Origin of the sequence: Leptospira sanjuanensis (assembly GCF_022267325.1) — a bacterium.
Taxonomy (GTDB): Bacteria; Spirochaetota; Leptospiria; order Leptospirales; family Leptospiraceae; genus Leptospira; species Leptospira sanjuanensis.
In genome coordinates, this window is the sequence record NZ_JAIZBG010000002.1 from 157,617 (window position 1) to 178,296 (window position 20,680).

Annotated in this window: 14 protein-coding genes and 1 pseudogene; 10 read left to right on the forward strand and 5 right to left on the reverse strand. The window is 46.6% G+C overall.

Annotation, left to right across the window (positions count from 1 at the left end):
- Positions 1–52: 52 nt before the first annotated feature.
- Positions 53–2,641, reverse strand: a complete 2,589-nt coding sequence (locus LFX25_RS18750) for a cobyric acid synthase (protein ID WP_238732074.1) — start codon at positions 2,639–2,641, stop codon at positions 53–55.
- Between the two features lie 529 nt (positions 2,642–3,170).
- Between LFX25_RS18750 and LFX25_RS18755 the strand changes: the two genes are divergently transcribed.
- The gene (locus LFX25_RS18755; protein WP_238731785.1) at positions 3,171–5,300 is read left to right on the forward strand and encodes a hypothetical protein; all 2,130 of its coding nucleotides are present in this window, start codon (positions 3,171–3,173) and stop codon (positions 5,298–5,300) included.
- A gap of 5 nt (positions 5,301–5,305) precedes the next feature.
- Here the strand turns inward: LFX25_RS18755 and LFX25_RS18760 are convergent, their stop codons facing one another.
- Positions 5,306–5,773 carry a hypothetical protein gene (locus LFX25_RS18760; RefSeq protein ID WP_238731786.1) on the reverse strand — a complete coding sequence of 156 codons (468 nt, stop codon included), beginning with the start codon at positions 5,771–5,773 and terminating at the stop codon, positions 5,306–5,308.
- Positions 5,774–5,922: 149 nt separating this feature from the next.
- Between LFX25_RS18760 and LFX25_RS18765 the strand changes: the two genes are divergently transcribed.
- The 7 genes and pseudogenes from LFX25_RS18765 to LFX25_RS18795 form a co-directional block, all read left to right on the forward strand.
- Positions 5,923–7,821 (forward strand): polysaccharide biosynthesis protein, encoded by a 1,899-nt coding sequence (locus LFX25_RS18765; RefSeq protein WP_238731787.1) that lies wholly within the window; start codon positions 5,923–5,925, stop codon positions 7,819–7,821.
- A complete protein-coding gene (locus LFX25_RS18770; protein WP_238731788.1) occupies positions 7,814–8,290 on the forward strand; it encodes a ClpXP protease specificity-enhancing factor SspB in 477 nt (158 codons plus the stop codon). The genes LFX25_RS18765 and LFX25_RS18770 overlap by 8 nt, the downstream gene beginning before the upstream one ends.
- Positions 8,287–9,897 carry an NCS2 family permease gene (locus tag LFX25_RS18775; RefSeq protein ID WP_238731789.1) on the forward strand — a complete coding sequence of 537 codons (1,611 nt, stop codon included), beginning with the start codon at positions 8,287–8,289 and terminating at the stop codon, positions 9,895–9,897. The genes LFX25_RS18770 and LFX25_RS18775 overlap by 4 nt, the downstream gene beginning before the upstream one ends.
- A gap of 393 nt (positions 9,898–10,290) precedes the next feature.
- Complete coding sequence (gene htpX / locus LFX25_RS18780) at positions 10,291–11,178, forward strand: protease HtpX (RefSeq protein ID WP_238731790.1); 888 nt, start codon at positions 10,291–10,293, stop codon at positions 11,176–11,178.
- Positions 11,179–11,316: 138 nt separating this feature from the next.
- Positions 11,317–11,850 (forward strand): adenine phosphoribosyltransferase, encoded by a 534-nt coding sequence (locus LFX25_RS18785; RefSeq protein ID WP_238731791.1) that lies wholly within the window; start codon positions 11,317–11,319, stop codon positions 11,848–11,850.
- Between the two features lie 38 nt (positions 11,851–11,888).
- Complete coding sequence (locus LFX25_RS18790; protein ID WP_238731792.1) at positions 11,889–13,403, forward strand: S1C family serine protease; 1,515 nt, start codon at positions 11,889–11,891, stop codon at positions 13,401–13,403.
- A 236-nt stretch (positions 13,404–13,639) separates the two neighbouring features.
- Positions 13,640–15,049, forward strand: a pseudogene (locus LFX25_RS18795) (PDZ domain-containing protein); the annotation flags it as partial.
- Positions 15,050–15,167: 118 nt separating this feature from the next.
- Here LFX25_RS18795 and LFX25_RS18800 read toward each other — a convergent pair.
- From LFX25_RS18800 to LFX25_RS18810, 3 genes are read right to left on the reverse strand one after another with little or no spacing between them, the layout of a single operon-like run.
- On the reverse strand, positions 15,168–16,415 hold the full coding sequence (locus tag LFX25_RS18800) for an AZOBR_p60025 family cell surface glycopolymer formation protein (RefSeq protein ID WP_238731794.1): 1,248 nt from the start codon (positions 16,413–16,415) through the stop codon (positions 15,168–15,170).
- 1 nt (position 16,416) lies between these two features.
- The gene (locus LFX25_RS18805) at positions 16,417–17,988 is read right to left on the reverse strand and encodes a hypothetical protein (RefSeq protein ID WP_238731795.1); all 1,572 of its coding nucleotides are present in this window, start codon (positions 17,986–17,988) and stop codon (positions 16,417–16,419) included.
- Positions 17,985–18,386: a Fur family transcriptional regulator gene (locus LFX25_RS18810; protein WP_238731796.1), complete on the reverse strand. Its 402-nt coding sequence runs from the start codon at positions 18,384–18,386 to the stop codon at positions 17,985–17,987. Before LFX25_RS18810 ends, LFX25_RS18805 begins: the two co-directional genes overlap by 4 nt.
- A gap of 334 nt (positions 18,387–18,720) precedes the next feature.
- Here LFX25_RS18810 and LFX25_RS18815 point away from each other — a divergent pair, with 334 nt between their 5' ends.
- On the forward strand, positions 18,721–19,398 hold the full coding sequence (locus tag LFX25_RS18815; RefSeq protein WP_238731797.1) for a biliverdin-producing heme oxygenase: 678 nt from the start codon (positions 18,721–18,723) through the stop codon (positions 19,396–19,398).
- Complete coding sequence (locus LFX25_RS18820) at positions 19,373–20,590, forward strand: MFS transporter (protein WP_238731798.1); 1,218 nt, start codon at positions 19,373–19,375, stop codon at positions 20,588–20,590. The genes LFX25_RS18815 and LFX25_RS18820 overlap by 26 nt, the downstream gene beginning before the upstream one ends.
- The last annotated feature ends 90 nt before the right edge of the window (positions 20,591–20,680 follow it).

The window sequence follows — 20,680 nt, forward strand, 5'->3', positions numbered from 1 at the left end:
ATCTACTCCAAACTGTTCACGATGATGGATACGGCTATGATCCGGGGCCTCGTCAAAGACCCAGCAATTGATAAACGAAGTTCACGTCCAAAGATTGCCGAACGTGTCCCGCTAAACGGTCCAGGGATTTTTCAAGATTGTACGAAACTTGGATTTCACCCAAGGGTTGTTTGCCGTTGCGGGTTCGGATCCGATCCAAATAATTTCTCCGAAATTCGTCGCGATCAAAAACCCCGTGAATGTATGTTCCCCAGATTCTTCCCGTAGAATCGCTGTGACCGAGAGCTTCCTTGTCTTCGTTTAAAAAGATCGTTTCGTTTTGTCCGATCGACTCCGTTCTCCCATGATGGATTTCGTAACCCTCCACTTCGCAGCCGCTCGGATTGTGAATCGCCTTGACTTGCTTGAGCGATTTATCTTTTTCGAATACGGTTTCCAGATCCAAAAGGCCGAGGCCTTTTGCGTTTCCCCGATCCGTTTCGATCCGATATGGATCCAAGACGTTTCTTCCGAGCATTTGATAACCGCCGCAGATGCCAACGATCTCCGTCCTTCCGTTTTTCGACAAGGTTAGGATCGATTCCGCTAAACCGACATTGCGTATATGATCCAGATCGGTGACTACATTTTTGCTTCCGGGAAGAATCAGCACGTCCGGTTCTCCCAGATCCTTTCGACTTTTCACGATGCGAACGCGTACGTCCGGCTCCATCCGGAGCGCGTCGATATCCGTATGATTGGAAATCCTCGGTGTGTCGATTACGGCGACATCGATTCTATTTCCTAAGGGCGATGTGTCGTCTAACGTTCCCGATTTGAATTCAAGGGAATCTTCTTCGGGGAGTTCCAGATTTTGAAGGTGAGAAACGATTCCGAGGACGCGTTTGCCCGTGTGTTCTTCCAGATATTCCGTTCCCGTTTTGAGCAATTCTTTGATTCCTCGAAATCGGTTGATGATAAAACCGGCCACGAGTTTTCGTTCCCATTCGGAGAGAGTCTCCATCGTTCCTAGGATCGATCCGAAAATTCCTCCGTGATCGATGTTTCCGATGAGAAAGACGTTGGCCTTTGCATACTCCGCCATTCTCATGTTTACGATGTCGTTTTTTTTCAGGTTCACTTCGGATGCGCTGCCGGCGCCTTCTATTAGGATCGCGTCATATTCGGACGAAAGGGAATCGTACGCTTTTTTCACCTCTTCAAACGCGAAGGATTTGTATTTCGAATAGTCTCTGAAATCCATGGCGGCGATCGGTTTACCGTTGATGATTACTTGTGAATCCTTTTCGCTCGAAGGTTTGAGAAGAATGGGATTCATCCGAATGTCCGGAAGAATTTTTGCGGCCTGTGCTTGCAACGCTTGTGCCCGTCCGATTTCCCCTCCTTCACGGGTAACGAAAGAATTTAAGGCCATGTTCTGCGATTTAAACGGAGCGACTTTGATTCCTTCTTGGACGAGAATTCGGCAGAATGCTGCGGTCATGACGCTTTTCCCGACGTTAGACGCCGTTCCTTGAAACATGATGGCCGGAGTTTTACGCGGGATTCTGCGAGGATGTTTTTTACCGTGGAATAACTCGTGGAGAGCGTTTAAAATCGTTTCGTTTTCTTCGGGAGTTCGGACCGCAATGCGAACGAAATATTCCGAGAGTCCGGTAAAATTACCGCAATCTCGGATAGCGATCTTATACTTCGATAGAAGAAAGTTTGTAAGAGTCGCAGCCGTTCCGTATTTCCTTATTTTTACCAGAACAAAATTCGTTTCGCTTGGGAATACATGCAGAAAATCGAATTTACTGAGCTCCGCAACGAAGTTCCCTTTCCATTCGGAAACCTTGTTCCTTGTCGTCTTAAAAAAATCCGAATCGTCGATCGCTTTTTCGTAAACGGCCGCGGCGAGCGCGTTGACATTCCAACTGGGGAGTCTTTTTTTGAGTTGAGAACAAATTTCTGCCGAAGCGTTGCAGAAACCGATCCGCAGTCCCGGAATCGCGAGAATTTTCGTCAAAGACCGGATCAAGATCATATTTTCGGTTCGTTCGTTTTGAAACGAATCCTCTTCGGAAACGAATTCGATAAACGATTCGTCGATCACAAAAAAACTGTCGGAGAATGTCCGCACGAGCGTTTGAATTTCTTTTTTATCTAAAGCGAGTCCGGTGGGATTGTTCGGATGTCCCAAAAAAATCAACGCCCTCCGGTCCGGATTTGATCGTAGAACCTGTTCGATCGCATCGACTCGAAGACGGAACGAATCTTCCTCGAGGAGGCGCAGTTCCGTGCAGGGAAGATTGGCGAGCTGAATCGCTTCCCGATAACCGCCGTAACAGGGTTCAATCAGAATCGCATAATCGGCGTTTACCGCAAATGGAATCTGATGGATAAGTTCCTCCGCTCCGTTTCCGAAGACGATCTGCTCGGGAAATATTCCATACTTTGCATATATTTTTTCCTTTAAAGACGCGTAATCGGGATCGGGATAAGAGACAAGATCGCTGATCTTCGAGTTCAAAAACGGACGTAACCATTCCGGAAACCCGAGCGGATTGATATTTGCGGAAAAGTCCAGGATTTGATCGGGCGTGCACCCTGCTCTGCGTGCAAACTCCCAAAGATTCCCGCCGTGTTTTGTATGTTCCACCATATCGGCTTTTTATCCTATTTGTCTGCCATTCCGATTCCGAACTGCAAGCGGAAGCCCGCTGACCATAAGTAGCCGAGCTCTCGCTTTGTGCAACGGTTTGATTGCAAGTTCCCAAAAGATGCCTGTAAATTAGGGTAGAATTCTCCGAGAAGCATTAACGCATGTTACTGATAAATTGACTTTTTTAAGTTACGGATCGCCTTACTTCCGAGGACGAAAGGTATCAAATGAACTGTAATTCCACCGGCATTCGGATCGATTCTTTTGGAAAGAAGATTTTTTTCGATCGATCTAAGAATCTTTTCGAGTTGAAACGCTTTTCTCTTTGATCTAAGATAAAATCGATTCGAAGTTTTGGAATTTGTTTGCAGAATTCTCCGGGGTACGGCGCGGGTTCGATAGGATCGAAAAATCAAGTTTAATGAACTTAAACCTCGCTCTCTACGATCGCTCGGTAGGTTCTTATACTGAAATCGTTTCTAAGAATCCTGCTTGACCCTGAAAAAAAGAAACTTATACAGTTCGCATGTTTTTTTTAGCGCAAGCCCGCCCCATTCTTGTCTGGCCGGAATTTTCCTGGATCCCGGTCATCAACGGAACTATCTTCGTGGCTCTCCTGTTGCTTGCGGGATATTATCTAGAACGACGTTTTCGAAATTCGATCAAACATCGCGCCGCGTTGCGCGCTAGAATTCTCAAAAGACTTCCGCTGACATACATGAACGGAAGAGACGTGATTCAAATCCACTCCTTTGTGGATCATGCGTCCGTCTCCGTTCTTCAAAAGATCTCGGATTCTCACTCTTGGTTTCAGGAAGTGTTTCTTCCGGAACTTGCTTCGTTTCTCGCACATCAGGGAGAACTCCCCGCTTGGAGAGACGCGCTCATCGTCAAAAGGTTGCAACATCTTATTCACGATCTCGGGCCTCATCCGAGAAAATTGATTCCCGTCGTATTCTTGACCGATGGGGACGAAGCTTTTCCCGGACTTTTGTATTCTGGGCCTCCCGGTGCGGACTCCGTTCAGAAATCTCTTCACACGAAGGTTTTTACGAAGAAGTTGTATCATTCGTTTCCCGTATCGACCGGCGATAAGATTCACGTATTGTTTTCCGGCGAGGACAAGGAATGGATCCGTTTCGACGCGAAGATTCTCAGTTTAAACGGAAACGATATGGGGATTCAAGTCGAAACTCCCCCTGAAAAAGACGCGGAAAAGACGAGGGCTTGGGGTGGAATTCAAATGGGCGGCGTCAGCGTCCAGGAAGATGTCGCGCTTCCGGAGGAATTTCAAGGAAGTCTAACGCAGATTTTGAACTACGCGGCGATGGGGAACTCGGCAACGTCCGAGATTCAACGCAGGGTGCAAGCCTTTAAGGAACATCCCGGTCTTGTCCGCAAGGAACACAAACCCGAAGAAATTCAAACCTTCATTCAACTTTACTCCGCTTGTTATGCGAGATACAGATCGGACATCGGTCCGGTTCCGAAAGCGGTGCTTCTGTTTTTATATTTCTTTTATCTAGACGAGAATCTTCTTTCGGCGGGAAGAATCGTCCAGCTCTACGGAACTCTACAGAAGATCCGAGATTATACTCAGGATGCAAATCCCTCCAATCATAAGATCGCCGTATATTTTTTACCGGAATGGCTCGGACTCATTCTTTCGGGAAAAAAAATTCCTTCGCGAAATCACCTGGCTCAATCGTACGAACAAGTGCGTGCGACGATGTTGCGTAAAACCGGAACGGACGAATTTGCGGGCGACAGCGGAATCGAAGATCTTCTTCATCTTTTGGATTGGGAACTAAGCAATTTATTGTTCAACGGTCTGATCGGAGTATCCGCCAATCCGAACCTCGCGTATCCGATTCTTTCCGAAGATCAGATGTACGGCGAGACGGACGCGTTCTTAATGACTCCGGAAAAACTGAACGCGGTCGTGGATCACGTTCATAAAATCGATAAACATCTTTTTTACAGACAAATCTCTTTCGAACCCGAGCAGACTCCCGGCAAACCCGAACTTGCTATGAAGGAAATCTGTCCCGATTGTATCATTCTTCCCGTATTCGGAAGCAGAGGCGTCCTTTGGCAGGAAATCACTTCGGGACTTTCGTCGAGAGGACGTCTCGTATTTCCGCAGATTTTAAACGAGAACATGACTCTTGCGATCACGAGAACCCTCGGAGAATTTCGCTGGGAAATCGAACGGACCGTCCGCGGTAGAAAGTGGAAGGATTCTTCCCCTCCTTCGCTGACTTCGGAATATTATTTGTATCTGGAGAATTACCGCAAGTCTCCGGCTTTGACGCCCGACGCAAAAAAAAGCATCGATCAACAACTGGTGAAATATAAGAAAAATCTAAAGGATATGTTCGCTAGCGATTATTCGTATTGGATACTGTTCGAATCCTCGGGCAAACTCAGACTCAACCGCGTTTCGAGGGACATACTCAATCGTTACGTTCCGTTTTCTCCGCAGCTTCGTGCCGAGCTGCAGAAAAATCCGATTCTCAAGGAGTCCATGGATTCTTTCGAGGCGAGAAAACGAAGGCTCGTTTCCGGAATCAAAAAAAGATACAATCCTTATTTTCAGGCGGGAAACGTCCCCGTCGAAGTTCTGGAAACCATCAAGTTTTTCGAGGACATGTAAGAATATTATAATAATCTTTCGAATGGAGAAGTGCGCCAATCCTTCGTTACGAAAAACTTGGAATGGCAGGCCGGGCAGGCGTAGTTTCCGGAAACCTGTATCTTCAGCAGATGAAAACAGTTTGGACAATTTACCAGGACGGGGGAATTCTCCGTAAACGCCTCTCCGCCTGCGTCTTCCGCGGTTAGATGCGCTTTTGCGGATTCCCGATCTCCGAAGACGGGAATTTCGTTTTCTTGTTGGGAAGAAATTTCGATTCCGCCGGGAACGGAGCAGATCGCGAACCGCGTTTGCGGAAAACGCTCCGGAAGTCGGTTTAATATGGAAGCTCCCTCTAACGTTGCCGTTTGAAGTCCCGATGCGTCCAAAAGAATTTTGCGAGGAGCTTCCGTGAGATCTTCCAATTTGGAAAGCAACGCTTCTCCTAACTTAAAGTCCAGATCTCCTTGGAGGTTGATAATAATTTCTTTCAAGGTGTCCCGATATTAGAACCGATTTATTCTCCTATTGGAGTGGGGCAAGAAAAGAATTTCTGCAACACATTTTTCGATTCGCCCAAAAATCGGCCGCATCCATTTCAAAAAGATTGGACTTTTAGGAACAAGCGGATTTTATTTCCTACATGCTCGGTCATTGGAATCGGAGAATGTGGATCTTTCCTTTGGATCTTTTATTCATGGGGATCTCCTACTTTTTGGCGCATTGGATCCGTTTCGAATCGTTCGTTTTTCTCGCTCAACCGGAAAGATTTCTCACCTCTTTACTCATTGTCATCAGCGTTCGAGCCGCGGTTTTTATTCTTTCGGACATTTACAGATCGATTTGGGCCTATGCTTCCATTCACGACCTCGTGGAAATCATCAAGGTCACACTTCTTTCTTCCCTGATTTCGACCACGGCGCTTTTATTCTACAACCGATTCGAACAGCTCTCAAGAATGGTTCCGGTTCTCGATACGCTTCTTCTTTTGAGCTTTCTTTGTATCCGCAGTTTTTCCTGGAGAGTGTTCCGGGATCAGTACATTCTCAAAAAGGCAAAGGAAGAAGGACTTCCTACGCTCATTCTCGGTGCGGGAAAAGTCGGAGCTACGCTTCTTTCCGAAATCCGTAGGCACAACGAACTAAAACTCAATCCGGTCGGATTCTTGGACGACAACGTCCAAAAGATCGGCGCGCATATCCAAGGCGTTCCGATTCTCGCAAAGATCGACCAAGCAGAACAGATGATTCATCAGTTCGGAGTCAAACAGGTGATTATCGCGATCACCAATCCGGACGGAAAACTGATCAGCCGTTTGATCCGTTCTTTCGAAAGCACGGACGTGAAGTTCAAGATTCTTCCTTCTTTGGGATCTTTGTTTTTTGATTCTCCCAAACTGAATCAACTCCGGGAAGTTCAGGTGGAAGACCTTTTGGGTCGTCCGGTCGTAGACTTGGAAATCGAATCCATTCGTTCTTATCTCAAAGGCAAATCGATTCTCGTGACCGGGGCGGGAGGTTCGATCGGAAGCGAACTTTGCAGACAAGTCGCTGTATTCGAACCTTCGAGAATTCTCCTGTTGGATTCCGCCGAAACGCCGTTATACGAAATCGAATACGAACTGAGGAAAAAACTGCAAGGTCAGAATGTGGAACTCGTTCCGATCGTCGCGGACATCAAAAATCTTTCCAGAGTCAGTTCGATCTTTGAAAAACATTCTCCGCAGGTCGTATTTCATTCCGCCGCTTACAAACACGTTCCCATGATGGAAGTCAATCCGACCGAAGCTGTGATGAACAACATACTCGGTACGAAAAACATCGCGGACATTTCAAGACTTTCCGGCGTGGAACGTTTCGTTCTTATTTCCACCGATAAGGCCGTCAATCCGGTCAACATCATGGGCGCATCCAAACGTGCCGCCGAATTGTATCTACAACATGTTTCGAGAGAAACCAGAACCAAGTTCATCACGGTTCGATTCGGGAACGTTCTCGGTTCGAACGGTTCGGTGATTCCTCGTTTTAGAGAACAGATCGCAAACGGTGGACCGGTCACGGTAACACACCCGGATGTAATTCGTTACTTCATGACGATTCCCGAAGCGACGCAGCTTGTGTTGCAGGCCGGAAGTATGGGAGAACGCGGAGAAATTTTTATCTTAGAAATGGGCGAGCCCGTCAAAATTTTGAATCTCGCCGAAGAAATGATTCGTCTTTGCGGACTCAGACCGCACGTGGATATTCCGATCCAATTCACGGGACTCAGACCCGGAGAAAAACTGTTCGAAGAGCTTCTTTTGGATTTAGAAGGGATCAAAAAGACGCACCATCCGAAAATCAAGATCGCCGCTCCTCTGGAAAATCAGGAGACGACCACGTTCCTAGCGCGTTTCAACGAACTTCTGAACGCGGGCCGCACCAATAAAGACAAGGATATCTTCCTCGCCTTCAAGGCGCTCGTTCCGGAATACAAAATCCACGGGGATTATTTGAACGAGGCTAACGCGGGAATCGCAGATCAGAATTTAAAGAATGGATAAACAAAATCTAAAAGAAGAAATCCTTACGCTCCGAAAGTTCAAACGTTCTTTGTTCGATCTTTACTGGGATCAGTTCGGAACCTTCTATCTGCAAGCGGTGCCCCATCGCCAACTGGTTATCGGCAAACGCGGGTTAGTCGGCGACGAAAAAGAATCCGGGATCGTTCTCGTATTCGGACCAAAAGGCGGCGTTCGTCGTTTGGATCTTCAGGAAGAATGGATCTACGCGGAACTTCAATTCGGATACGTCTGGGAAGAAGTATTCATTCCCTGGGATTGTGTCCTACGCTATTTTGATAAAACTCAGGCAACATTGACGAATTTAAAAGTTTTTACGACGGAGCCGGAGATCCTGCAAGATTTCCGTTCGGGCGAGAAGACGGTTACAATAGAGAAAAAAGAGGATGAGACGAAGGATGATAAGTCCAACGTGATTCAAGTGGATTTTGGGAGTAAATCGAAACAATGAGCCAAAATAAATTAAAATGGTTTGTACTGGGGGATTTGGACGGCTTTTTCGGTCTGATGATCGACAATCTGATTCAGATTCTCGTTCTTTCTTTTTTGCTGACCACGTTATGTGGTGTTCCGGGCGACTTCGTTTATAAGGTCATTCTTCCGGGAACAGCAATTTCTCTTCTGCTCGGGAATCTCTTTTATTCCTGGCAGGCGCACCGTCTCGCCGAAAAGGAGAATCGAACCGACGTCACCGCCCTTCCCTACGGAATCAACACCGTATCTCTCTTCGCCTTCGTGTTCTTTATTATACTTCCCGTATATAAGAAAACCGGCGATTATAAACTGGCTTGGCAGGTCGGACTCGTTGCGAGTTTTCTTTCCGGTTTGATCGAGATGTCCGGTTCTTTTGTCGCGGAAAAAATCCGCAAGGTGACTCCTCGCGCCGCGCTTCTTTCTTCCCTTGCGGGAATCGCGATCACCTTTATTTCCATGGATTTTCTGGTAAAAACCTTTCAAAATCCTCTGATCGCGTTTCTTCCGTTCGGGGTGATTCTTCTGCAATACTTCGCTAGAGTCGTGTTTCCGTTCCGTCTTCCGGGCGGACTCGTTTCCGTAATCTTAGGAACCATTCTTGCCTGGTCGCAAGGCGCTTGGGGAAATCCGATGATGGACGGGGCGCTGCTCAAAGGTTCCACGAGTCAGATCGGTCTTTATCTTCCGGTTCTTTCCGTTAGCGATTTGTTTGCCGCGTTTCAACATGCGGATATCCGCGAATATCTTTCCGTTTTGATTCCGATGGGGATCTTTAACGTGATCGGTTCGCTGCAAAACATTGAATCCGCAGAAGCCTCGGGAGATTCCTTCAACACCAGAGATTCTCTGATGGCGAACGGAGTGGGAACCGTCGTCGGATCTTTTTTCGGATCTCCGTTCCCGACTACGATCTATATCGGTCATCCCGGCTGGAAGGCGTTAGGCGCTAGAGCGGGTTATTCCACTCTCAACGGAGTGTTTATGACGATCGTAGCGCTTTTCGGTCTTCTCGCATTCATCCAAGCCTTGATTCCGGTCGAAGCCGGAATGGCGATCGTACTTTGGATCGGAATCGTGATCGGTTCGCAAGCGTTTGAAGCGACTCCGAGCAGACACGCCCCTGCGGTTGTGATCGGAATTCTTCCCGCTCTTGCGGGTTGGGGAGTTCTTCTCGTTCAATCCACGTTCAACTACGCGGACCGATCGATTGCGGGAATTCTGGAGAACGCGGGCGTAAAAGAAACCGCTCATCTTTGGATGTCCGATGTTCCTTTAGGGTTGCCGTTTCTTCCCTATCCTCTCGGAGGACTTTTGAGTCTGTCGCAGGGATTTTTGATTTCTTCGATGATCTGGGCTTCGATTGCAGTGTTCGTCATCGATCGGGATTTCAAAAAAGCTCTCATCACTTGTTTGATCGCGGCCTTTCTCGCGGCGACCGGCTTCATTCACGGATTCTCGTTGCGAGGAAACGACATTCTCAATCAATTCGATGTCGGTTTAAATTCTTTCGTAACCGCGTATGTGTTGCTGGGGATTTTATTCCTAATCGCTTCTTTTTTTCGTAAAGAACCGCGAAAGGTTTAAATTCACCGAGGTTAGCGACTCGCTGAGTTTGGGAGAGTTTCAAAAAAAGTGGTTTTGTCGCGTTAAAAACTCAACAGAACGCTCCCTGAGTTGCGATCCGTAGAGAGCGACTCGCTGAGTTTGGGAGAGTTTAAAAAAAGTGGTTTTGTCGCGTTAAAAACTCAACAGAACGCTCCCTGAGTTGCGATCCGTAGAGAGCGACTCGCTGAGTTTAGGGAGAGTTTAAAAAAAGTGGTTTTGTCGCGTTAAAAACTCAACAGAACGCTCCCTATGAGTCGCGTTCTGGGTCTAACTTCCAAATAGAATCCGATAGGATTTCGAACGCAGTGCTTATTTTTAGTTTAAGAAATTCAATCTCGCTCTCTATGAATCGCGAGATAAGGAGAAACCAAAATGTGGTTTAAACGAATTGGGTTGTTTTTACTGACCAATATCCTCGTGGTCGTTACGATTTCGATCGTTACGAGCGTACTGGGAATCGGTCCGTATCTGGATGCAAACGGAATCAATCTGAGTTCATTGCTCGTGTTCTGTTTCCTCTGGGGAATGGGCGGCGCATTCGTATCGCTGTTGCTTTCTAAGTTTATGGCGAAGATGATGATGGGCGTTAAGATCATCGACCCAAGATCCGCCTCCGGAGCCGAAAGAGAATTGTATTCCAAAGTGGAACGACTTGCAAGGACCGCAAATCTTCCGATGCCCGAAGTGGGAATTTATCATTCTCCGGAAGTGAACGCGTTCGCGACCGGACCGTCCAAGTCCAGCTCTCTCGTCGCGGTTTCCAGCGGACTACTGCAAGCGATGGATAGCTCCGAAGTAGAAGGAGTTCTCGCGCACGAATTGGCGCATGTAGCGAACGGGGACATGGTGACCATGACACTGGTACAAGGCGTTGTTAACGCTTTCGTAATGTTCTTTTCGAGAATCATCAGCTACGCGCTCAGCACGATGGTCAAAGACGAACTGCAATACACGGTACGTCTCGTGGCGAACATCGTACTCAGTATTCTGTTCAGCATTCTCGGATCTATCGTGGTCGCGTATTTCTCCAGAACGAGAGAATACCGTGCGGACGCGGGCGGAGCGAAACTTGCCGGACGTCAGAATATGATCGCGGCTTTAGAAAAACTAAGACGCACATTCAACGCACCCGAAGACGAACGAGGCGGAGAAGCTCTTGCCACGATGAAAATTTCGGGACACAGCAAATGGATGGCCTTGTTTTCCACTCACCCGCCTTTAGAAGCGAGAATTGCCGCGCTGAAGAATTCCGGTTATTAAGAACCGATTCTTCCTCGAACGAAATAAAGCCCGGTTTTGCCGGGCTTTTCCGTATTCCGAACAAAAAAGAATTGTTTGAAATGTCTCCGGTTTTTTGAATAGAACCCGTAAATTAAAAACCTGGGACGTAAAACCTAGATGTCTATTGTTAAATCCAAAATCAGAACAATCCCCGATTATCCAAAACCGGGAATCTTGTTTCGCGATATTACATCACTCTTACTCGATCCGGAAGGACTCGCTCTGACCATCGGAACTTTCGTAAACCGCTACCAAGGCAAGGGAATCACAAAAGTTGCAGGAATCGAAGCCAGAGGATTTCTCACGGGAGCTCCACTCGCGTTTCAGCTCGGAGTCGGTTTTATCCCCATCCGTAAAAAAGGAAAACTTCCCTCCGAAACCGTAGCGGAAGAATACGACTTAGAATACGGAAAAGATGTGATCGAAATTCACAGAGACGCGGTCGAACCGGGAGATAAAATTCTTCTGATGGACGATTTGATCGCAACCGGCGGAACCATGATGGCCGCCGTCAAATTACTCAGAAAACTCGGAGCCGAAGTCTACGAAGCGGGGGTCATCATCGACCTTCCCGACTTAGGCGGCGGTAAAAAACTTCAGGAAGAATTGAAGGTGCCGGTTTTCGCGATCTGCGAGTTCGAAGGACATTAGAAAATTCTAAATTAGAAGTTTCTTATTGGGAGGGCCCATTGACGGCTAATCTATTCGGTTTTTTTAGGATTTGGTTTCGAAGAAATTCGAATGTTTCGCTCCGGGCCTTCTCCGTCGTTTTGTTTCTCGTCTTTCAAACCGGCGTTTACGCCGGTGAAAATGCGCTTCCTTTCGACGAACTCCGCAAAGGAGTCGTTCAAATCCGCGTTTATTCCCAAGCGGTCAATCCGTTTTCTCCTTGGACGACCGATACGGTGCGAGCCAGTTCGGGCACCGGTTTTTTAATCGGAAATAAAAGAATTCTTACCAACGCGCACGTCGTCTCGAACGCGAAGTTCGTGCAAGTGCAGAGATACAATCAAACCGAATGGTACGGCGTGAAGATTCTTCATCTCGCTCACGACTGCGATCTCGCGGTTTTGGAAGCGGACAGTCCCGACTTCTACAAGGATTCGAGAGATCTTTCTCTCGGAGAAATTCCCGAACTCAATTCTCCCTTGATTGTGGTTGGTTATCCGATCGGAGGGAACAAGGTTTCCGTTACGCGCGGGATCGTTTCAAGAAAGGATCAATCCGTATATTCTCATTCCGCGGTGGACAGTCATTTGGTTTTGCAAGTGGACGCCGCGATCAATCCGGGTAATTCCGGCGGACCCGCGATTCAGGACGATAAGGTTGTGGGAGTCGCGTTTCAGGTCGCGACCAAAGGGGAGAATATCGGATATCTTATTCCTACGAACGTCATCCGTCACTTCCTCACGGATATTGAAGACGGAAAATACGACGGTTACGTCGAGCTCGGAGTCAGAACTCTCAATTCGTTTAACATTTCTTTGCGAAAAGCGAAAAAGATTCCGGATTCATTGGAAGGCGTTTTCGTCACGCGCGTGTTAAAGAACGGTTCCGCGGAAAAACATCTGAAAGAAGGCGATTTTCTCGTGGAGATCGACGGACATCCGATCGGAAAAAACGGAACCGTGATGCAGGACAAGGATGCACGAGTCGACTTTGTCGAGATCGTGGATAACAAACACGCGGGGGATAAAATTTCGTTTAAACTCTATCGCGACGGAAAGGAAATGTCCGTTTCGTTTCCGGCGCTTCGTATGCTCGATTTCGATTTTATGCGGAATCAATACGACAAGTCGTACGATTATGAGATGATCGGCGGACTTCTCTTTCAAGAAATGTCGCGCGATCTCATTACGAGTTGGAGCCGCGGAGGAAACACTTCCGGCGGAAGCCAGCTATTATACAGATTTTTTTACTTTATCGAAGACGGCCTCAATCGAAGTAAAAAGACGGACGTCGTTTTATACCGTAAACTTTCGCATCCTGTGAACTCCTCTTTGGATTACTTCGTCAATCTCGTGTTGGAATCGGTCAACGGAACCCCCGTCGGAGAATTGAACGATCTCAAACGAATCTTGAAAGAATCCAAAGAAAAATATCTGCGTCTCAAATTTTTGGACGTTCAGGTCCCTTTGATCTTGAATCGGGAAGAAGCTGAAAGAGCGGATGAAAGAATCCGTAAGACTTACGGTCTGGAGTAAATACGAACATGACTCAACTCAGAACTTTGTTTTTTCCCCTCGTTCTATTCGGCTTTGTTTCGATTTCATTTTCAATCTTTGCGGAAGTTTCTCCAAAGGGAGAATCGAATCCGCTTCTTATTAAAAAAAATCACTCTAAAGCGAAACATTCCAAAAATGCAACCGCACAAAACGGGGCGGCGAACGGTTCCGCAAAGGAATCTCAAAAAGAGGAAAAGAAGGAATCCTCTTCCAAATCCTCGAAATCCACCCAGGAATCGTATTACAAAAGCATTGTGCAGATCAAGGTGACCTATCAGGAACCGGAATACCATCAACCTTGGAAAAAGAAAAATCCGAGAGTGAGGCGCGGGGTCGGAGTCGTAACCGAAGGCAATCGTATTCTGATTCCCTATTCTCTTTTGCCGGACGCGACTCTCATCGAGGTCAAAAAGTATTCTTCGTATTCTGAGATGAAGGCGATCGTATTCAGACAAGATCCGGAATCGAATCTGGCCTTGTTGCGTGTGGAAAAACAGAATTTCTTTGACGATTTGGTCCCTTTGGGTTTTTCTCCCGTGGTCGTATTTCCGAAACAGGTCAACGTTTATCAGTTGGACAATTCCGGTTCCATCCAAGCGACCGGGGCCGCGCTTTTGAGTATGGACATGGATCAAATGCCTCTCGGACAAGTGGAACTTCCCGTTGTGGATTTGAGTTCGAACGAAGGTTTGAACGGATTCGGGGAAGTCGTGATCGAAAACGGAAAAGTCACGGGACTTCTCTATGATTTTACGTCCGGAAAAAATTCAGGAAGAATCATTCCCTCTTTTATCATTCAAAAATTCATCCATACTCCGGGAACCGACGTGTTCGGTTACAAGGGATTTCGTTTTAGACCGATCACCGACGGAGCCGTAAAAAAATATTACGGAATGGAAGAATCGGATTCGGGGATTCTTGTCGCGGACGTGATTCCGGGTTCTTCCGCGAGCGGAGTTTTAAAACTAGAAGACGTCATTCTCGAATTCGGCGGAAAGAACGTGGATTCAAAAGGATATATCGATCATCCTCTTTATGGGAAACAAGTTCTTTCCTTTTTGGCGCATTCGGGAGATTCTTTCGGTTATTCTCTCGGGAAAGAGATTCCGATGCTTGTTCTCCGCGATAAAAAGAAAATTCAACTCAGCATGAAGCTGAAGCCGTTCCCGTATTCCGCGGTTCGAATTCCGTATAAGAGCATTCCGAATTCCAACGATTATGCGGTGGAAGGAGGTTTCGTGTTCTTGGAACTTTCCGAGGCTCTTTTGGAAGAATGGGGAAAGGATTGGAGATCGCGCGTGGATCGTAAGCTTCTTTATCTTTACGACTATTCTAAGTTTCACGAAAAGGAAGGAGACAAGGGAAGAATCGTTCTTCTTTCTCAAGTGTTGCCCGACGAATCGAACGACGGATTTCACGATTTCAGTTTTAAGATCGTGGAGAAGATCGACGATCAAGACGTGAAGTCCGTTGCCGATCTGAAGCGGAATATCCGCGAGGGAAAATCGAATTACGCGGTCATTTCGTTGGACGACGGAAACCAGATCGCGTTGGATCGAACGAAACTCGGTGAAATCAACGAAAGAATTTATAAAAGTTATAAGATTCGCTTTTCAGGAAATTGAAAGACGCTGAACCCGATTCAATAGCAACTCGTTTTGATTCGGTTTTTGGTCGTCGGGCCGAATGATCGGGGTCGGTTGTCGATTGCAAATATAAAGGAACGGATTTCCAATTTCTTTCTCACTTCCAAAGTTCAAAAGGAAGCGGAGTGGAAACAAAGGCGAGCTTAAACAAAAATAAAAAGAAAATGCTTCCGGTTACGAGCCAATAAGCGGTATCCGAAATCGTTTCGTCTTCGATTTTCCACAAAATCAAAAACGCGATCGAAACCGTAAACATTCTCGAAACGTTTTCGTACGAAGACCAATACAGCACGTAACCCGCGGAGAAAACCGAAACGATCACAAAGAAAAAGGAAATTCTAAGTGCGATCGCCTTCTTCCAACTCCCCGTCACAAGTACGGACAATCCAGCGAGAAACAAAAAAAAGATCGGAACTCTCGAGAACTTCTTAGCGAAAAGGATCAATCCCGTTTCAAAGTCCGGAACTTGCAAAAAAGAGAATATACTCGGTTCGTTGATTTCCTTCCAATAACCGAAAAAGCCGTCCAACGGAGCGAAAAAATCCGCGAATCGCGCGGGCGACCAATGCGGAAATTGAATTTTTAAAAACACGCCCCAACAAAACGGTAAAAGCAGGGTCGCGGCGATCGCGATCGAATGTTTCCACTTGCGATCGAACAAGGATTGAATTCCTAAAGGAAACAAAAGAAAGAATGCCTGTTCTTTGGTGACGATCGAAAGACCGCCGAAAAAAGCGAACCACATCCACTTCTCTTTTTTATAAAACCAATATGTGATCACCAAAAGTCCCGTTAGAACGGCATCGCTGACTAAGAGCGCATAACTTCCCAAGAGGAACGGAGAGAATAAATAGAAGCTTGCATAGATCCCGAATTTTTCTCGGCATAAGTCGCGCAGCAAATGCCAAGAGACAAGAATTGCGGCCAGATTGAGGAAATACATTCCGAAAACGGTTCCCCAGGGGCCGAACCATCCGAAGATCGAAACGAACAACGGATATCCGATTCGGGGCGCTCGAATATTTTCCTCGAATCCTTTCGGCCATTCCAAATGGAATTCGCTTAACATTCTGGAATAATAGTAAAAGATTTGTCCGTCGTATCCGGCGCCGAGATCGCCTGGCCGACCTAAAAATATTACCGCCCCTTTCGGAGTCGTTTCCGGGTTTTGAACCGCGAATTGCATTCCGAAGTTGATCTGCGAACTCGGGTTCCAATCGTATTTTCTCCAGATCATAAGGGAGGCAAGCGCGTATAACGCGAAAAATAAGGGAAGAATTACGAACGGGTTTTCAAGCCAAGAACGAACTTTGCCGAAAAAGGAATTCGTCCTTTCCGTCCGCATATCATTTTCTTTCCGGAGAAGAATTTAAAAAATCCTGAATCGCCTGCCGATAAAGGGAAGAACTGCGTTTTGCCGCGTTGAAAGTCAGGTGATGCGGGTCCAAAAACGATTTCTTGTCAGGGATCGCGTCCTTGAGATCGTAAAAACCGAAGATTTCGTTTTTATGGGAATCCAGAAATCCGAGATAACCGGAATACCACTTTCCATTTTTATAATATTTGCTTTCGATCGGATTCTCGGGAGAATTGATTACGATCAGCTTCTGCCCTTTCGCCTTAAACTTCTCGATCGTCTTTTCCAGGAACCGAATTTCGGACCAAATAAAATACGGGGAATTTCCTAGGATTTCCTTGTTTCGTTGGATTTTCTTGAGACGATTGAGAGCGCCTTCGTTTTCGGGATTAAAATAAAGACGTCTTTCATAGTCTTTGAAATAGTCTTCATCGGACATGTTCCCCACCCTGTCATCGTCCAATCCGTGAATTCGATCGTAGGAAATATCGGAACGGACTTCCCTTCTGCAGAAATTCTGCGTGAGGCGGATTCCATACGTTGCAGGAATTCCGAAAATTCGCGCATCGACTTCGTCTGAACTGGTCGTCGGGGATACGGTGAATCGTAAGTTTGCGAATTTCGTTTTTACACCCGGCTCGTCTTCGAATTCAATATCCAGAGACTTCCAACCCGGTTTATCGTATGTCTCTTCGAGTAAGGCCGGGTATTTCATCGGCGCTCCGCTCGGAGTGATCTCTTCGATGGAAACTCGTATGCCCGGTTTTTGAACGAAAATTTCTTCCGATAACTTCCCGTCTTTGAGTTCGCATTCGATCGTGAATTGGGGAGGAGTCCAGCCTCTTAGAAAAATCCCTTCTTTCGGCATCGCGCCGGTGTAATAGTGATAGGAACGCATGGTTCTCGTATGATGTTCCATGTATTCCGTCCAAGGATCGTATAAGAAACTTCTAAAACGATTGAGGAGAATCGCGGCCTTGGTCAACTGCGCGAAAAATTCTCCCTTCGTGTATTCTTTCCAATGGTCGGCGAGGAATTCTCCGGGAAAAATGAATCGATTCTGATGACGGATTTTGTAATCCTTCATCCGAGCCTGTTCGTCGAAACTCGCCGAAGAACTTTCCGTTTTTTGAATATAATCTAATTGTAAATCGGCCGGGTTTAGAACGTAAACGACAAGTTCCGGTTTTTTTGCCAGGATGTCGTCCGAGTAATAATAAAAGTCAGTGGGAGACAACGCAGGATGGGAATAGAATTCCGCTCTGAAGGTTTCGGCGTCTTTTGCCCCGGAAGATCGAAGTTCTTCCGTGATTTGTTTCGGATAAGAAGAATACAAGGCGACGCTGCTTCCTGTCACAAGAATCCCTTTCTCCTTTGGATCGAAGCGGATGTTCCTGCGTTTGTGAAGAAAGTTATACCACGGAGATGTATCCCATTCGAGTTCGTTCGGAAATTCAAAGAGTGCGAAGGGAAAGAGGATTCTATCGATGAAAATAAATCCCAGGATAAGAAGGAGAGAGATCCAAATTGTTTTGAGTTTTACTTTAGATTCGGAATTCATTTTGCCTTGGAATTACAGTCGGAGCAGGTTCCATAGAGAATGATCTCATGGGTGTCCACGGTAAATCCTTTCGGACTTTTGTCCAGAGGAAACGGACAGATTTCAATATCGAACACTCGATCGCATTGTTTGCAGTGAAAGTGATGATGATGGTGAAGATGGCTCGCTTCAAAGCGCGAGGATTCTCCCGGCAAATGGATCTCGTTGATCGCTCCGGTTTCCATCAAATGATTGACCGCTCTGTAAACGGTCGCGATTCCTAAGTTGTCCAGATTTTTGCGGGATAGTTCGTAGATCTCTTTGATCGAAAGCGGACCTTTAGCGGTTTCGAGAACCTTGAGGATTTCCCCCTTTTGTTTCGTGTTTCTGAGGGCGATTTTTTTCTCTTCTACTTTCATGGGAACGACAAGTTTGCGATCCTCTTAATTCTCGGCGGCCGACCTTTGCCCTGTCAATCGCAAATAACCCAGTGGGACTTTGTGGGAACTCATACAAAACCTCTCTTTCAAGGGAGAATTCTTCCGTTGCAGTGGGAATGCAGGAGTTCCCACAAAATTTTACGGTTCGATTTGGAAATTCGAAGGAGTTCCCACCGAGTTTCCGCATTCAATTTGAGAATCCGCAGGAGTTCCCACAAAATTTTTCAGTAAAACAACCTTTCTTCTTCAAAAATAAGTTTGATTCTCAGTATCAACTTCTGAGAATTGTCACAGTATTGTCAGGAGAACCGTAATGAATTTAGCAACACTACTTCGGGAAGGAACATCCGAAGAACACAAAGCCGCAGAAAGTTCCGCCTTCATTCGCTGTTTTATGAAAGGGGTTTTGGAAAAAGGAACTTACGCGCGCCATCTGGAAGCATTTTACTTCGTTTATGAAGCGATGGAAGAAGAACTCGAACGTCACGCAGACAACGTCGTACTCAAATCGATTCGTTATCCGGAATTGTATCGCAAGAACGCACTTTTAGAGGATCTTCAGTTTTTTTACGGATCTTGGAAGGCGGCGGATCACAAACCGACTGCTGCGACACAAATTTACGTGGATAAGATCCGTAAAATTTCAGCGACACAACCCGAACTCTTAGCGGCACATTCTTATGTTCGTTACTTAGGGGATCTTTCCGGCGGACAAATTCTGAAGAAGGTCGCTGCAAGAGCGTTGGCGCTTCCGGAAGGAAAAGGAATTTCTTTCTACGAGTTTCCGGCGATCACCGATATGAACGCGTTTAAAGGAAATTACCGCACCGCTCTGGATTCGCTTCCTGTAAGCGATGACGTAAAGCAGCAGATCCTAACGGAATCTAAGCAGGTATTCCTCTTGAACCAAGGAATTTTCTCCGAGCTGGAACAGGATCTGATTTCTGCGATCGGTAAGGAAGCGTATGACGCAGTTCTTGCAAAAGGCTGATCGAAAAAAATCCCCTTATTTTTTACCGGTGGCAGTCTTTCTGGCGATGCTTCCGGTAACGATGATTGTTCCCGTATTTAAGGAAATCGTAAAGGACCGTTTTCAATCGGGTAATGGAGAAGTCGCCTGGTTCCTGAGCATTGCGATGCTCGGGTCCTTTTTCTTTTCTCCCGTTGCGGGATTTCTTTCGGATTATTTCGGAACCCGCAGAAAAATCATCGTTCTTTTCTGCGGCTTGGACGCGTTGTTGTTGGGACTACTTCCGTATGCGGACAATCTCGCCACCCTTCTACTGCTTCGTTTTTTGGAAGGAGGCGCGCACGTATTCGTGATCGGACTTCTTCTCGCTTCCGTCGCCGACGTGGAGCACGGCGAATCCAAACTCAAATTCGGAAACGGCACCTTGATGGGTTTGTCCGGTATGCTTCTTTCCTTGGGAGGGGCCGTCGGTGTTTCACTCGGCTTTCTCGGTAAACACGATCCCACTCTTCCGTTTCGGATGGGTTCGGGGATCTTACTCTTTCTCGCGTTGGTCGTTTATCAATTTGTCCCCGAAGAAAAGTTCAATCGAAGCAAAAAACATTCTTGGAAAGAATCCGGTATCGTCTTTTTATCCCATCCACTTCTTTTATTCCCCTTGGCGTTTCAGTTTCTGGATCGCTTCACTTCGGGTTATTTTATGAGTTCTCTCAATCTTCGTCTTCGCGAAGAATTTTCCCTCAATCCTTCCGAGACGGGAAGAATGTTGTCCTTGGTTTTTTTACCGATGGCCTTGTTGTCGTATCCCGCGATCCGTCTTTCCAAACGAACCGGTAAATACTTTCCGGTCGCGATCGGTTCTTTGATCTACGGAATTTCATTGACTCTTTCCGGAATGTTTCAATCCGTTTTGTGGATCGGCGTTTCATTGTTGTTCTGCGGATTGGGTGCGGGTTTAATGTTTGCGACATCGTTGCGTTTGGCTTCTTCTCTTTGTACGCGTGAGAACAACGGCCTTGTCATGGCGGGTTTGACCGGTTTCGGTTCTCTCGGTTTCTTTTTGGGTCCGATTTCTTCCGTGGGTTTGGATCGTATTACCGCTGCGGTGAATCCTGCTTGGAATTCTTCTTTGACCGCGGTTGTGTTCGGACTCGCTCAGATCGTGATCGTTCTTGTCAGCGTTCCATTTTACAAAACCTTAAATAAGAAATAACTTTAGAATCTTATAAAGTTATTTAAGCGTCATCGATTCGAAAGCGACGAATGGTAAAATCCGTTTTCAATCGACGCGTGTGAAAGGTTC